Annotated in this window: 10 protein-coding genes; 6 read left to right on the top strand and 4 right to left on the bottom strand. The window is 69.9% G+C overall.

Annotation, left to right across the window (positions count from 1 at the left end; all coding sequences use genetic code 11):
* The first annotated feature begins 104 nt into the window (after positions 1-104).
* Positions 105-359: a hypothetical protein gene (locus tag ACQPZG_RS16945; RefSeq protein ID WP_433546589.1), complete on the top strand. Its 255-nt coding sequence runs from the start codon at positions 105-107 to the stop codon at positions 357-359.
* Between the two features lie 896 nt (positions 360-1,255).
* Here ACQPZG_RS16945 and ACQPZG_RS16950 read toward each other — a convergent pair.
* On the bottom strand, positions 1,256-1,630 hold the full coding sequence (locus tag ACQPZG_RS16950) for a DUF6344 domain-containing protein (RefSeq protein ID WP_433546590.1): 375 nt from the start codon (positions 1,628-1,630) through the stop codon (positions 1,256-1,258).
* Between the two features lie 330 nt (positions 1,631-1,960).
* On the opposite strand from ACQPZG_RS16950, the gene ACQPZG_RS16955 reads away from it, so the two are divergent.
* Both ACQPZG_RS16955 and metG read left to right on the top strand, forming a co-directional pair.
* Positions 1,961-3,652 (top strand): VWA domain-containing protein, encoded by a 1,692-nt coding sequence (locus ACQPZG_RS16955; protein ID WP_433546591.1) that lies wholly within the window; start codon positions 1,961-1,963, stop codon positions 3,650-3,652.
* Positions 3,653-3,759: 107 nt separating this feature from the next.
* The gene (gene metG / locus ACQPZG_RS16960; RefSeq protein WP_433546592.1) at positions 3,760-5,370 is read left to right on the top strand and encodes a methionine--tRNA ligase; all 1,611 of its coding nucleotides are present in this window, start codon (positions 3,760-3,762) and stop codon (positions 5,368-5,370) included.
* 516 nt (positions 5,371-5,886) lie between these two features.
* Here metG and aspS read toward each other — a convergent pair.
* Positions 5,887-7,653, bottom strand: a complete 1,767-nt coding sequence (gene aspS / locus ACQPZG_RS16965) for an aspartate--tRNA ligase (RefSeq protein WP_433546593.1) — start codon at positions 7,651-7,653, stop codon at positions 5,887-5,889.
* 166 nt (positions 7,654-7,819) lie between these two features.
* Here aspS and ACQPZG_RS16970 point away from each other — a divergent pair, with 166 nt between their 5' ends.
* On the top strand, positions 7,820-9,916 hold the full coding sequence (locus ACQPZG_RS16970) for a SpoIIE family protein phosphatase (protein WP_433549441.1): 2,097 nt from the start codon (positions 7,820-7,822) through the stop codon (positions 9,914-9,916).
* Positions 9,917-10,186: 270 nt separating this feature from the next.
* Here ACQPZG_RS16970 and ACQPZG_RS16975 read toward each other — a convergent pair whose 3' ends face one another.
* On the bottom strand, positions 10,187-11,146 hold the full coding sequence (locus ACQPZG_RS16975; RefSeq protein WP_433546594.1) for a pirin family protein: 960 nt from the start codon (positions 11,144-11,146) through the stop codon (positions 10,187-10,189).
* A gap of 123 nt (positions 11,147-11,269) precedes the next feature.
* A complete protein-coding gene (locus tag ACQPZG_RS16980) occupies positions 11,270-11,836 on the bottom strand; it encodes an SseB family protein (protein ID WP_433546595.1) in 567 nt (188 codons plus the stop codon).
* Positions 11,837-11,967: 131 nt separating this feature from the next.
* On the opposite strand from ACQPZG_RS16980, the gene ACQPZG_RS16985 reads away from it, so the two are divergent.
* Together ACQPZG_RS16985 and ACQPZG_RS16990 are read left to right on the top strand one after the other, a co-directional pair.
* Positions 11,968-13,797 carry an acyl-CoA dehydrogenase gene (locus ACQPZG_RS16985; protein WP_433546596.1) on the top strand — a complete coding sequence of 610 codons (1,830 nt, stop codon included), beginning with the start codon at positions 11,968-11,970 and terminating at the stop codon, positions 13,795-13,797.
* 165 nt (positions 13,798-13,962) lie between these two features.
* Complete coding sequence (locus tag ACQPZG_RS16990) at positions 13,963-14,694, top strand: hypothetical protein (protein WP_433546597.1); 732 nt, start codon at positions 13,963-13,965, stop codon at positions 14,692-14,694.
* Positions 14,695-14,804: the final 110 nt, after the last annotated feature.

Genomic DNA, 14,804 nt, shown 5'->3' on the forward strand with positions numbered 1-14,804 from the left:
ACGAGTGAAGTCCAGCCGACTGGAAGAACCGCGGGCATCGCGCCCTGCGCACCACGCGTCCGGCCTCACGGGAAACGGGACCGACCCCACACCGTGTCGGCCGCGTGAACGGCGCCCGGGACACACGGCCGACGGCCGGTACGGGCGTGCGTACGGGCGTGCGCGTACGCGATCCGAGCAGCGCGCACAGCAGCCGGGAGCGGATCGTCGCCGAAGCGGTGCTCCTGCGGTGTGCCGACGGCATCGAGTCCTTGGGCATGCGAAAGCTCGGCACCCACCTGGGCGCCGACGCGACATTCCTCTACCGGCATGTCGCCAACAAGGACGAGCTCGTCGAACTGCTCGTGAACGGGGACTGACTACGGGGGCGGGAAGTCCCTTGTAGTCCCTTGCATGGGGCGGGATTTGGATACTGGCGACCGTGCCTGGCGCCCGGTCAGGACGGTGCGGGCGGTCCGGTGGATGCGGTCGGTCGGGTGGGGCCGGTCGGCCCGGTGGGTACTGTCGGCCCAGTGAGCGCCGTCGGTCCAGTGGGGGCGGTCGGCCCAGTGGGCCCGGTGGGTGCGGTCGGCGCGGTGAGTGGGTGCGGTGGGTCCGGTGGGTGCGGTCGGCGCGGTGAGTGGGTCCGGTCGGCCCGGTGGGTGCGGTCCGTCTCGGTCAGGACGTCATGCGGTGCGTGGCGGCAGTTCGGCCGCGTACCTGTCGATGACCGCCGGTCAGTGGTCGGAGCGAAACCATGTGGAGGAGCGGAGAGAGTGCGGGCCACCAGGGGCGGGGCCCCGAGCAGATCCGCTGGCGAAACCGGGTTACTGCGTCTTCAACGCGTCGTGTGCGCAGTGGAGTTGTTCTGGTCTGCTGTCCAACTGCCTGGATGTCCTGCTCCCGGCGCAAGGCCGAAGGGCCTCAGCCGTCGGTCGCCGACTCACGGGCTATGTCTCAGTGTTCCGGCGTCTCGGCGTCTCGGCGACCCTTGTCCGGGGAGCTGAGATCCGCGCTCTGATGCCTGTGCTCTGCGTTCAGTGTCTGCGTCCTGCGTCCTGCGTCCTGCGTCCTGCGTCCTGCGTCCTGCGCACGGTGCCTTGTCGACCGGCCCTGCCGTAAGGGCCGCTTCGTACAGACTTCCACGTGCAGCTTTTCTCGCCGGCCCCTGCGTGCGGGCCTCTACGTACACATTCCGTACGGACTTCCGTTCGTTCCTGTCGCATGGGCCCTGCCGTACGGGCCCGGTCGTACGCGGCGGTGCGGCCCGTGGTGGTCAGGCGACCGCTTCGTAGTCGTCGCGTACACCGGACTGCGTGCGGTCCATTGCGGGGACCTGGCGCACCCTCGGGGAGCCGCCGTGCGCCTCGGCCCGGATGCGCTGCTTCATGGTGGGCGGCACGGAACGCGTCAGCCCTTCCATCGACCAGCGCGCCGAAGGCGACGCGTCGGCCACCTGCCCGTCGAGGGGGCTGTGTTGGCGCGCTCCGACCGGGGCCGTCGACGACTGGCGGGTGTCGGCGGCACCGCCGGCGGAGGAGTTGTTGTCGGTGGGGGCGGGCGCGGTGGCGGCCGACGCCGGGGCGGCGAAGCCCATCGCCGCGAGGAGCGCGACAATCGCGCCGATCAGTGCAGTCCACATCGTCTTCATGACACGACTCCATGAGGTGACCCGGAACGCTGCGGTTCCGGGATGTCCGGTTTTCGTACTGTCCTCATGATGCCGACGACGCACGGGAAGGCGCGGACCGCCACTCCGATTCGCAGTTCTTCGGACAAACCCCACCCGTGCGGCCCAATCGGGGGCTAAAAACGTTGTCCAGGGCCTCGGAAGGCACTGCTCCGGGCGACTGATTGCGGCCGCTAACCTTACGTGTCACCCCTGGTCAGGGATCAATCGTGCCAGCCGTGGACATACCCGGTCATGGAAGTGCACCGCACCCCACTCACTCACATCACTCCCAGTCGAAAGGCCTCGCCCATGGGCATTCGGAGCTTGCTGCGCAAGGTGTTTGGCGGCCGGACGGAACAGACCGACGGCCCGAACGAGTCGAACGAGGCGAGCGGAACGAACGAGTCGGCGTCGGCAGCGCCCTCGGTACCGGCCCAGGCCGAGCGCGACCCGGGAGCCGCCGAGTCGGCGGACGCCGGGGAGGCCGGGAAGGAGGCCGGCAGCACGGAGCCGGTCAACTCCCTTGCTGCGAAAGCTGGTTCCACGGCCGAGACGTCTGCCGCCCGGACGGACGCGGAGCGGAGTCTCGCTGCGGATCTGGTGGCCGAAGCCTTCGACAAGCCCCAGCCCAAGCCGACCCCGGGCGAACCCGCGGCGCGCGAGGTGAACGTACCGGCCCAGCAGGCCCTCACGGAGGAGCCCGCGGCCACACAGCCCACCAACGCAGGACCCGCCTCCGCGAAGGGCCAGGTTCCGGCCCAGACGGACCGTGACACGAGTCCGGAACGAGCCACGGACCCCGAAGCGACCCGGACCGAACCGTCCGCCCCCGCTGCGAAGCCCACCGCAGAGGACCAGCCCGCCGCAGCGGCCGTCCCCGCCGCCGTACCCGAGCCGGACACCGAGCCCGAGCCCGCCGCGAAGGCCGAGCCCACCGCCGCACCCGAACCTGCGAGCCAGGCCGAGGCCGAAGCCGCGAGCCGGACCGAGCCCGTGAACAAGGCGAAGCCCACGGACAACAAGGCCGAGCCCCAGCCGGACAGCGAGCGCACACCGGCGACCAAGCCGGAGCCTGAGCCCGCGACCGCGACCGCGACCGCGAGCAAGTCCCAGCCGGACGATGAGCCGGAGGCCGCAAGCAAGTCCCAGCCGGAGCCTGCGACCGCTACCGCTACCGCAAGCAAGTCCCGACCGGACGACGAGCCCGCGACCCAGGGCACCCGGAGCACCCCGGCCGAAGGAACACCCGCCCGGGACACCTCCGCGCAGGGCACCTCTGCCCAGGGCACCCCGGCCGAAGGCGCACCCGCCGAGGACTCCGTTTCCGACGGGCCCGCGCTCAGTGGCGCTCAGGTGAAGTCGCGTACCGCGAAGGTCGCCGGGGCGTACCGGGCCGCCGGGGCCGCGCTCAAGAAGGCGGGCGTGGAGGGGGCGCGGGCGCGGGTGTACCTCGTGCTCGACCGGTCGGGTTCCATGCGTCCGTACTACAAGGACGGCAGCGCCCAGAAGCTGGGCGAGCAGGCCCTCGCGCTCGCCGCGCACCTCGACGGGAGCGGGGAGGTGCCCGTCGTCTTCTTCTCGACCGACATCGACGGCACTGGAACGATCACGCTCGACGACGCTCCCGGCAAGATCGACGCCCTGCACGCGGACCTCGGACACATGGGCCGCACCAGCTACCACCGCGCGATCGAGCAGGTCGTGGAGCAGTACGAGAAGGACGGGGACCACGACGGCCCCGCGCTCGTGATCTTCCAGACGGACGGCGCACCCGAGGCCAAGGGAGCCGCGACCGCCGCGCTCGCCGAGGCCGCCCGGCTGCCGCTCTTCTGGCAGTTCGTGGCCTTCGGGGAGACGGAGGCCAAGGGCTTCGACTACCTGCGGAAGCTGGACGCTCCGAACGCCGCCTTCTTCCACGCGGGCCCGGCGCCCGCCGACCTCACCGACGCCGCGCTCTACAAGGGGCTGCTGGCCGGCTCTGCGGAGTGGCTGAAGGGCTGACCCGTACCCCCCACCAGCACACATGAGGGGCCGCCCCGGGCTCGCGCACGCCGGGGCGGCCCTCTATGCGGGTGAGGAGGCCCCGTACCGGCGATTAAGATTTCCGCATGGCGGCCACTGGAATCGAGAAGCAGGGGGCGGCGGCGTACTACGTCACGACCCCCATTTACTACGTCAACGACGCTCCTCACCTGGGCCACGCCTACACGACCGTCGCAGGCGACGTGCTCACGCGCTGGCACCGTCAGCGCGGCGAGAAGGTGTGGTACCTCACCGGCACGGACGAGCACGGTCAGAAGATCATGCGCACTGCCGAGGCGAACGGGGTCACGCCCCAGGAATGGTGCGACAAGCTCGTCGAAGAGGCATGGAAGCCTCTCTGGGAGCACCTCAACATCGCGAACGACGACTTCATCCGGACTACGGAGAAGCGTCACACCGACCGCGTCCAGGAGTTCGTGCAGGACCTGTACGACAAGGGCGAGATCTACAAGGGCGGCTACGAGGGCCCGTACTGCGTGGGCTGCGAGGAGTACAAGCTTCCCGGCGACCTCATCGAGGCGGAGGACGGGACGAAGCTCTGTCCCGTCCACAAGAAGCCGGTGGAGATCCTCAAGGAGGAGAACTACTTCTTCAAGCTGAGCGAGTACGGCCCGAAGCTGCTGGAGTTCTACGAGGCCAACCCCGGCTTCATCCAGCCGGAGTCCGCGCGCAACGAGGTCGTGAACTTCGTCAAGCAGGGACTTCAGGACCTGTCGATCTCGCGGTCGACGTTCGACTGGGGCGTTCCCGTGCCGTGGGACGACAAGCACGTCATCTACGTTTGGGTCGACGCGCTGCTGAACTACGCGACGGCGGCGGGCTACGGCGCGGACGAGGAGAAGTTCACGTCCGTCTTCCCGGCGGACGTGCACCTCATCGGCAAGGACATCCTCCGCTTCCACTCGGTGATCTGGCCCGCCATGCTGATGGCGCAGGGGCTGCCGGTGCCGGGCCGGGTATCGGCCAACGGCTGGCTGATGGTCGGCGGCGAGAAGATGTCGAAGTCGAACCTGACCGGCATCAAGCCGCAGGACCTGACCTCGCACTTCGGCGTGGACGCCTACCGCTGGTACTTCCTGCGGGCGATCGCCTTCGGCAGCGACGGCTCGTTCTCGTGGGAGGACTTCACCGCCCGGTACACCTCCGAGCTGGCCAACGACTTCGGCAACCTCGCCTCGCGGGTGGCCGCCATGATCGGCAAGTACTTCGGCGGGACCCTGCCCGCGGCGTCCGCCTCCGGCGCTGCGGAGGCCGCCGTGCAGGACGGCCTCGTGAAGGCCGTCGCCGAGGCGGACCGCCTGATCGGCGAGGAACTGGACTTCCAGGGCGGCATCCTGGCGATCTTCGACTTCGTGAAGCAGGTCAACGGCTACATCACGGAGCAGGAGCCGTGGAAGGTGGCCAAGGACGATTCGGACGAGGGCCGGGCACGTCTCGCGACGATCCTCTACACCTCCGCCGAGTCGCTGCGCGCGATGGCCGTCCTGCTGAACGCGGTGATGCCGGACACGTCGCAGAAGCTGTGGGACTCGCTGGGCGCGGACGCGGCCGGGCTGGGCGCGCTCGCCGCGCAGAAGGTGCAGGACGCGGCCGACTGGGGTCAGCTGCCGGTGGGCGCGACGGTGACGAAGGGCGCGGTGCTGTTCCCGCGCCTGGAGGAGAAGCCTGCCGTGTAGGCCGGTTCTCCGTCCGTACGGCGAGGGCCCCGGGATCGTGGAGATCCCGGGCCCTTCGTCGTACGTAGGGTCAGGTCGGACAGCGCCGAGTGGGCCTGCGACACAGCGCAGATGTGGCGGCTGCCGTAGCCGCGCCGCGTCCGCCCCGGGTCAGTCCACCCAGCTCTTGAGCGGCTCGGTGTCGAGCGCGATGCCGACGGGGTCGGGGAGCAACACGGCTTCTCGGCAACGCCTTGACCCCGATCCTTCCGTTCACGAACTCCAGGCGGACGAACTCGTCACGCCGGACGGCATCGCGGGCCAAGCCCTCGAAAAAGTCCTGCGTCAGCACGCCGGACCTCTCCTCCGTGACACTCACGGCGGCCTCCTCCGGGATCGGTGGTGCCTTCCACGGTACGGGCTTGCGCCGCGCACCGGCTCGTTTCTCCCTCACCTTCGCCATGGCTGGACCGCATATGACGAGGGCCCGGAATCCGAGGATTCCGGGCCCTTCCGCCGAACGAGTGATCAGTCGAGCTACTTCTCGACCGGCTTGCGCAGCTGGATGTTCAGCTCGCGCAGACGGGTCTCCTCCAGGACCGTCGGGGCGCCCATCATGAGGTCCTGGGCGTTGCCGTTCAGCGGGAACGCGATGGTCTCGCGGATGTTCGGCTCGTCGGCGAGGAGCATCACGATGCGGTCGACGCCCGGGGCGATGCCACCGTGCGGCGGAGCACCGAGGCGGAAGGCGCGCAGCATGCCGGCGAACTCCCGCTCGACCGTCTCGGCCTCGTAACCGGCGATCTCGAACGCCTTGAGCATCAGATCGGGCTCGTGGTTGCGGATCGCGCCCGACGACAGCTCGATGCCGTTGCAGACGATGTCGTACTGGAAGGCCAGGATGTCGAGCGGGTCCTTCTCCTCCAGGTCCTGCATGCCGCCCTGGGGCATCGAGAAGGGGTTGTGCGAGAAGTCGATCCTGCCGGTCTCCTCGTCCTTCTCGTACATCGGGAAGTCGACGATCCAGCAGAACCGGAAGACGTTCTCCTCGAAGTGCCCGGACCGCTTCGCGGCTTCGACGCGCACCGCCGACATGATCTTGGAGACCTCGTCGAACTCGCCCGCGCCGAAGAACACCGCGTGCCCGGGGACGAGGGAGAGACGGTCGGTGAGCGCCTTGACGTCGTCCTCGGTGAGGAACTTGGCGATCGGGCCGGCCAGCTGGCCGTCCTCGCCGACGCGGACCCACGCCAGGCCCTTCGCGCCCTGCTCGACCGCGTAGTCGCCGAGGCCGTCGAAGAACTTGCGGGACTGCTTCGCGGTGTCCGGGACGGGCAGCGCGCGGACGTGCTTGCCGGCGAATGCCTTGAAGCCCGAGTCCGCGAAGACGTCCGTGACGTCGACGAGCTCCAGCTGGGCGCGCAGGTCCGGCTTGTCGTTGCCGTACTTCAGCATCGACTCGCGGAACGGGATGCGCGGGAAGGGCGAGGTGACCTCGCGGCCGTTGCCGAACTCGGTGAAGAGTTCGGTCATCAGCTTCTCGATGGGCTGGAAGACGTCTTCCTGCTCGACGAAGCTCATTTCGACGTCGAGCTGGTAGAACTCGCCCGGCGAACGGTCCGCGCGGGCGTCCTCGTCGCGGAAGCACGGCGCGATCTGGAAGTAGCGGTCGAAGCCCGAGATCATCAGCAGCTGCTTGAACTGCTGCGGCGCCTGCGGCAGCGCGTAGAACTTGCCGGGGTTCAGACGGGACGGAACGACGAAGTCACGGGCGCCCTCGGGGGAGGTAGCGGTGAGGATCGGTGTCGCCATCTCGTTGAAGCCGAGCGCCACCATCTTCGAACGGATCGACGCGATCACGGACGAGCGCAGCATGATGTTGCGGTGCATGCGCTCGCGGCGCAGGTCGAGGAAGCGGTACTCCAGGCGCCGCTCCTCGTTCACGCCGTCGTCGGCGTTGATCGTGAAGGGCAGCGGGGCGGCGGCGCCCAGCACCTCGACCCCGCTCACCTCGATCTCGACCTCGCCGGTGGGCAGCTCGGCGTTGACGTTGTCCGCGCCACGGGCGGAGACCTTGCCGTCGATGCGGACGACGGTCTCCTTGGTGAGCTTCGCCAGGGCCTCGTTGCCGGGGGTGCCCGGACGGGCGACGAGCTGCGTGATGCCGTAGTGGTCGCGCAGGTCGATGAAGAGGATGCCGCCCAGGTCGCGACGGTTGTGCAGCCAGCCGCTCAGCCGGACGTCTGCGCCGACGTCGGAGGCGCGGAGCTCGCCGCACGTGTGGGACCTGTACCGATGCTGCATCGTTCATCCAATTCTTCGCGAGATTCTTCGCGAGACAGGCGGGAATCAACTTCGGTCCAGGTTACCGGCCTCACGCATCCCGTTTTTCAGGCGTCGTTTCACGTGAAACATCGCCCGCCGGTGCCCCGAGCGGCCCATCTCCGCGCAACCTGGAAGTATGTCCCTCATGCGCACCGAGGACGTGCTGGCCGCGATCGACACGGGCCTGTGGCGGTGGGACAACGCCGCCGGGACCGTTGCCTTCGACGCCGAGGCGGCCCGCCTTGTCGGCCTGCCCGCCGAGGAAGTCACACTCACCGAGTCGGCCGCCCGCTCCCGTTTCCACCCGGTGGACTGGAACGAGATACACGGCATCGTGCAGCTCGCCGTCGCCGAGGGCACCGTCGCGGAGGCCCGGCTGCGGATCATGTCCGAGGACGGGCGGCAGGTTCTCCGTACCGTACGGAGCCGGTCGCGGCCTTTCGACTCGGACGGCGACTACCAGCTCATCGGCACCATCCAGGAGGTCGCCGAGTCCCCTCCGGGCACTGCGGCGCGCACCCCCGTGACCGGTGACTGGCGGCGCTCCAGGGAGGCGTTCCTGCTGGACGCCGGGCGTGCGCTGGCGGAGGCGCGGTCCACTGCGGAGGTGCTGCGGGTGGCGGCGTCGCTGTCGATGCCGGGATTCTCCCCGGACGGCCTCGCGGTGTTCGGGGCGGCGGGCGACCGGCTGACGACGATAGGGCACCACGGGCACAAGCCCGGCGACGAGCAGCCGTTCACGAACATGCCGCTGGACACGGACTACCCGGCGGCCGAGGTCGTGCGGACCGGCCGGGCGATCTACCTGCCCACCCCGGAGGAGTACCGGAGGAGGTTCCCGGCGACCTGGCCGCTGGCGGAGAGGTTCGGCCGCAGGTCGTGGGCGTTCCTGCCGCTGATCGTGGCGGGGCGGACGATGGGCGCGTGGATGGCGGGCTTCGCGCACCCCGTCGCGTTCACACCGGACGAACGGTCGGTGCTGACGACGGTGGCGCGGATGCTCGCGCAGGCCCTCGCCAGGGCCGGGGTCGAGGAGTCGGAGCGGGAGCTGTCGGCGGGCCTCCAGCGGTCCATGCTGCCGACGCTGGGGCCCGACATACCGGGCATGAAGGTCGCGGCGCGTTACGTACCGACCGGTGGCGGTCTCCAGGTCGGCGGCGACTGGTACGACATGATCGCGCTGCCCCGGGGCCGGTTCGCGCTGGTCATCGGGGACGTGCAGGGGCACGACGTGCGGGCGGCGGGGCTGATGGGCCAGCTGCGGATCGCCCTGCGCGCGTACGCCTCCGAGGGCCACCGGCCGGATGCCGTGCTCTCCCGCGCGTCCCGCTTCCTGCACGGCATCACCGATTCCTACGCGCCCGAGGACCACTCCAGTCCGCGCTTCGCGACCTGCCTGTACCTGGAGGTCGACCCCGCGGACGGGACGGTCGAGCTGGCGCGGGCCGGCCATCCGGAGCCCGCTGTGCGGATGCCGGACGGGACCGTGCTCGTCCGGACGACGGCCGGCGGGCTGCCTCTGGGCATCGATCCGGACACCGACTACCCGACGACCCGGCTCGCCCTGGAACCCGGCGAGACGCTCATGGTGTGCACGGACGGACTGATCGAGACCGGTGGCCACGACCTCGACTCCGGCTGGTCGAGACTCCGTACGATCATGGAGAGCCACCGGGAACTCGACCTGGAGAAACTGGCCGACGAACTGGTGCAGGCGGTGCACGGCCCGCCGTCGCACCACACCACGGGACCCCTGTCCGACCGGCGTGAGGACGACATCGCGGTGCTGCTGCTGAGCCGGGAGACCACCGTCACGGAGGTCTCCCCCGTACGTTCCACCGCGCTGACCGTCGCCCAGGCGGAACCGGAGCGCATCGCGGGCACCCGCCGTCAGCTCCGTGAGCTGCTGCACGACTGGGCCGACGCGGACCAGGTCGACTCGGCGGTGCTGATGGTCTCCGAGATGGTCACCAACGTCCTGGTGCACACGGACGGGGACGCCCTGCTGACGGCGCGGGCGACCGGACCGGTCGGCAAGCGGCGACTGCGGGTGGAAGTGACGGACATCAGCGACGAGCTGCCGCACAAACGGCGGCCCGGTGAGATGGCGTCCTCCGGACGCGGCCTGCTGCTGATGGAGATGCTGGCGCACGAGTGGGGCGTGGACCCTCGCGGCCAGGGCAAGTCGATCTGGTTCGAGCTCTACGAGGACGCGCCGCCGGTGTCGTACGAGGACGTCTGAGCGGACCGCGGGCCGGCGCGGTACCCGCCCGCGGCACCAGGAGGAGCAGGCCGGGCCGGGCGCTTCGGTCGCGAGCGCCCGGCGGTCGGCGAGCGGCATGTCGACCTCGGGTCCGATGGGCCGTGCGTCCGATAGGCCGTAGGGCCCATGGGCCGTGCGTCCGGCGGGCCGTGCGTCCGGCGGGCCGTGCGTCCGGCGGGCCGTGCGTCCGGCGGGGCGGCGGCGGGGGCGCCGTTGTCGTGTGTGCCCCCGCCTCCGCCGCCGTACCCGCTACTTCATTCCGTGCACCGCCGGCACCTTGCCCAGCCGTCCCGCCTGGAAGTCCTCGAAGGCCTCGCGGAGCTCGGCCTGGCTGTTCATGACGAACGGGCCGTAGTGCGCCATCGGTTCGCGGATCGGGCGACCGCCCAGCAGCACGACCTCAAGGTCGGGCGTGTGGCCGTCCTGGCTCTCGTCCGCGCGGACCGTCAGCGCGCCTCCGTCGCCGAAGACCGCCGTCTGGCCGCTGTGCACGGGGCGCCGCTCCGCGCCGACCGCTCCCCGACCGGCCAGGACGTAGGCCAGGCCGTTGAAGTCGGGGCGCCAGGGGAGGGTGACCTCGGCGCCCGGACGGAGGGTGGCGTGGATCATCGTGATGGGGGTGTGGGTGATGCCGGGGCCGTCGTGCCCGTCGAGTTCGCCCGCGATGACGCGCAGCAGCGCGCCTCCGTCGGGAGAGGTGAGGAGCTGGACCTGGCCGCCGCGGATGTCCTGGTAGCGGGGGTTCATCATCTTGTCGGCGGCGGGGAGGTTCACCCACAGCTGGAGGCCGTGGAAGAGGCCGCCGGACTGGACGAGGGACTCCGGGGGCGCCTCGATGTGGAGAAGGCCCGAGCCGGCCGTCATCCACTGCGTGTCACCGTTGCGAATGGTGCCGCCGCCCCCGTTGCTGTCCTGGTGGACGAAGGTGCCGTCGATCAGGTAGGTGACGGTCTCGAAGCCGCGGTGCGGGTGCCAGGGGGTGCCCTTGGGCTCGCCGGCCGCGTACTCCACCTCACCCATCTGGTCCATCATGATGAACGGGTCGAGGTACTGGTAGTTGATGCCCGCGAACGCGCGGCGCACCGGGAAGCCCTCTCCCTCGAAGCCGCTCGGAGCCGTCGTGACGGCGAGCACGGGACGGGCGACGGCGTCGGCCGGGGCGGTCACCCTGGGAAGGGTCAGCGGGTTTTCGACGGTCACTGCGGGCATCTGAAGCCACCTCCTGGCGGAATGTTCAACATTCAACTTAGTTGAAAGCTGAACATCCCGCAAGAGGAGCCCTGCCGGGGAGAGAAGCCCAGGTCAGCCGGGCGTCGGGCGTTCGCGCGACCGTCAGCCGTACATGCGGCGCATGGCGAAGTCCACCATCTGCTCGACCGCCTTGGCGTCGAACACCATCCGGTGCTCACCCTCCATGTCGAGCACGAAGCCGTATCCGGTCGGCAGGAGGTCGATGACCTCGGCGCCCGTGATCACGAAGTACTTGGACTCCTTGCCCGCGTACCTGCGCAGTTCCTTGAGCGTGGTGAACATCGGGATGACCGGGTGCTGGGTGTTGTGCAGCGCCAGGAAGCCGGGACCGTCGCCGCGCGGGCAGTAGACCTTCGAGGAGGCGAAGATCTGCTGGAAGTCCTCCGCGGAGAGCGTGCCGGTGGTGAAGGCGCGCACCGCGTCCCCGAGGGACGGCGGCGAGGGCTCGGGATAGAGCGGCTGCTCGCCGTAGGCCTGCTGACGGCCGCCCTGGTGCGTGCCCGGGTGACCGCCCTGATGTCCGGACTGGTGCCCACCCGGATGGCCCGCCTGGTGCGGCGGCGGCTGCGGCGGGGCGTAACCCTGCTGGGGACCGCCCGGCGGGGCGTAACCCTGCTGGGCGCCCGGATTCTGCTCGTAGCCATACATGCGGGAAAGAGTAGTGCGCCACATCCGGCGGCATGGGGTTGCGGCTTATTACCGACGGGTAGCATCATCGTAGCTACTTGCTGGTATTTGTACGAGGAATCCGCCTCCCCGAGCTATACGGAGCCGTCGCCATGGGGCACTACAAGTCGAATCTCCGGGACATCGAGTTCAACCTCTTCGAGGTGCTCGGCCGCGACAAGCTGTACGGCACCGGCCCGTTCGCGGAGATGGACGTCGACACCGCCAAGAGCATCCTCGACGAACTGCGCCGCCTCGCCGAGAACGAACTGGCCGCCTCCTTCGAGGACGCCGACCGCAACCCGCCGGTCTTCGACCCGGCCACCAACACCGCGCCCGTCCCGGCCTCCTTCAAGAAGAGCTACCAGGCCTTCATGGACTCCGAGTACTGGCGCCTGGGCCTGCCCGAGGAGATCGGCGGCACGACCTCCCCGCGCTCCCTGATCTGGGCGTACGCGGAGCTGCTGCTCGGCGCGAACCCGGCCGTGTGGATGTACTCCTCCGGCCCGGCCTTCGCCGGCATCCTCTACACCGAGGGCAACGAGGCGCAGAAGAAGGTCGCGCAGATCGCCGTGGAGAAGCAGTGGGGCTCCACGATGGTCCTCACCGAGCCGGACGCCGGTTCGGACGTCGGCGCGGGCCGCACGAAGGCCGTGCAGCAGGAGGACGGCTCCTGGCACATCGAGGGCGTGAAGCGCTTCATCACGTCCGGTGAGCACGACATGTCGGAGAACATCCTCCACTACGTGCTGGCGCGTCCCGAGGGCGCGGGACCGGGCACCAAGGGTCTGTCCCTCTTCCTCGTACCGAAGTACGACTTCGACTGGGAGACCGGCGAGCTCGGCGAGCGCAACGGCGTCTACGCGACGAACGTCGAGCACAAGATGGGCCTCAAGGCGTCCAACACCTGCGAGATGACCTTCGGCGACCAGCACCCCGCCAAGGGCTGGCTGATCGGCGACAAGCACGACGGCATCCGCCAGATGTTCATGATCATCGAGTTCGCGCGGATGATGGTCGGCACGAAGGCCATCGCGACGCTGTCGACCGGTTACCTGAACGCCCTGGAGTACGCCAAGGAGCGCGTCCAGGGCCCGGACCTGGCCCAGTTCATGGACAAGGCCGCGCCCAAGGTCACCATCACGCACCACCCGGACGTCCGCCGCGCGCTCATCGAGCAGAAGGCGTACTCCGAGGGCATGCGCGCCCTGGTGCTGCACACCGCGTCCGTGCAGGACGAGATCGCACTCAAGGAAGCGGCCGGCGAGGACGCCAAGGCGCTCGTCGCGATGAACGACCTGCTGCTCCCGATCGTGAAGGGCTACGGCTCGGAGAAGTCCTACGAGCAGCTCGCCCAGTCGCTCCAGACCTTCGGCGGCTCCGGGTACCTCCAGGAGTACCCGATCGAGCAGTACATCCGTGACGCCAAGATCGACACGCTCTACGAGGGCACCACGGCGATCCAGGGCCAGGACTTCTTCTTCCGGAAGATCGTCCGCAACCAGGGTGCGGCGCTGAACCAGCTCGCCGAGGAGATCAAGAAGTTCCTGGCGGTGGGCACCGGCGGCGACGAGCTGGCGGGCGCCCGCGAGCAGCTGGCGAAGGCGGCCGTGGACCTGGAGGCCATCGTCGGCACCATGCTGACGGACCTCGCGGGCACCGAGAAGGACGTCAAGTCCATCTACAAGGTGGGGCTGAACACGACCCGGCTGCTGATGGCGTCGGGCGACGTGGTGGTCGGCTACCTGCTGCTGCGCGGCGCCGCTGTGGCCGCCGAGAAGCTGGCGAACAGTGCCTCCGCGAAGGACGTTCCGTTCTACACCGGCAAGATCGCCGCGGCGAAGTACTTCGCCGCGAACGTGCTGCCGGGCGTCGGCGTCGAGCGCGCCAAGGCCGAGGCCGTCGACAACTCGCTGATGGAGCTGGACGAGGCCGCGTTCTAGTCCCGTCCGGACACCGGCCCGGCTTGCCGACCGCCCCCGGGCGACGTGAGCGGGCCGTGCGCACGGACCGTACGAACGAGCCGCGCAGATCGGCGGACGGGCCGGAGACGTTTCACGTGAAACGTCTCCGGCCCGTTGTCGGTGGTGCGTGGCAGGCTTGGTGACATGGCTGGAATGGGTGGACAGGATCAGCAGCACGGCGGCAAGGGGTACTCCGTCCCAACGGGGCTGCCGTACGCGCTTCAGGAACTGCGCAGCCGCCTCGGCTCGGCGAACGACCTGCTGAAGGACCTGTACGACGGCGCGTACCCCGCCGAGTACGAACCCGTCGCCGACTCGCTGTACGGGGCCTACCGCACCGCCGCCGACCTGGCGCCCGCGCGCAACGTCACCGGCTGCAAGGAGCACCCCGACGGGGCGGTGGACCCGACCGTGCCCGACGGCTGGGGTCGCTGCCTGATCTGCAACCACCGCCGACGGCTCAACGAGCGGTCGGCTCCGACCCCGGCCGAGGAGACGCCCCGGCTGCCCGAGGGACCTGCCCGGCGCGCGACGCTGGGCTCGCTGACGGCACAGTTCGCGCTGGTCAACGAGCGGTCCTTCGACCTGGGGACGTCCTCGCGACCGAAGGAGTTCGCGGCGTTGGCCGAGGCTCTGCACCGGGCGTTCGTGCTCGCCCGCGAGCTGTCCCGGCCGCGCAACTCCTCGGGCTGCGCCCAGCACCCCGGCGCCCCCGTGGACCCGGACGCGCCGCCCGGGGAGGAGTGCATCTTCTGTGCGGGTCGGCGCCGCCAGGCGCAGCGCGCGGCAGGCACGCCGCAGATGCTGCCGCGGGTACCGCGCGGAGAGCGGCGGATGCCGTTGCGGCGGCGCTTCGAGCGACCGCCGGGGCTGTAGACCGGCCGGCCGGCACTCGGCGGGAGAGCCGTCGCGTCTGCCCGGTGGTGGACCGCCCTGCGGCTCCGACTCCCCTTGCGACCGCGACACGGCACCGCGACCAGGGGGGC

This window comes from Streptomyces sp. CA-294286, from assembly GCF_050947155.1.
Lineage (GTDB): Bacteria > Actinomycetota > Actinomycetes > Streptomycetales > Streptomycetaceae > Streptomyces.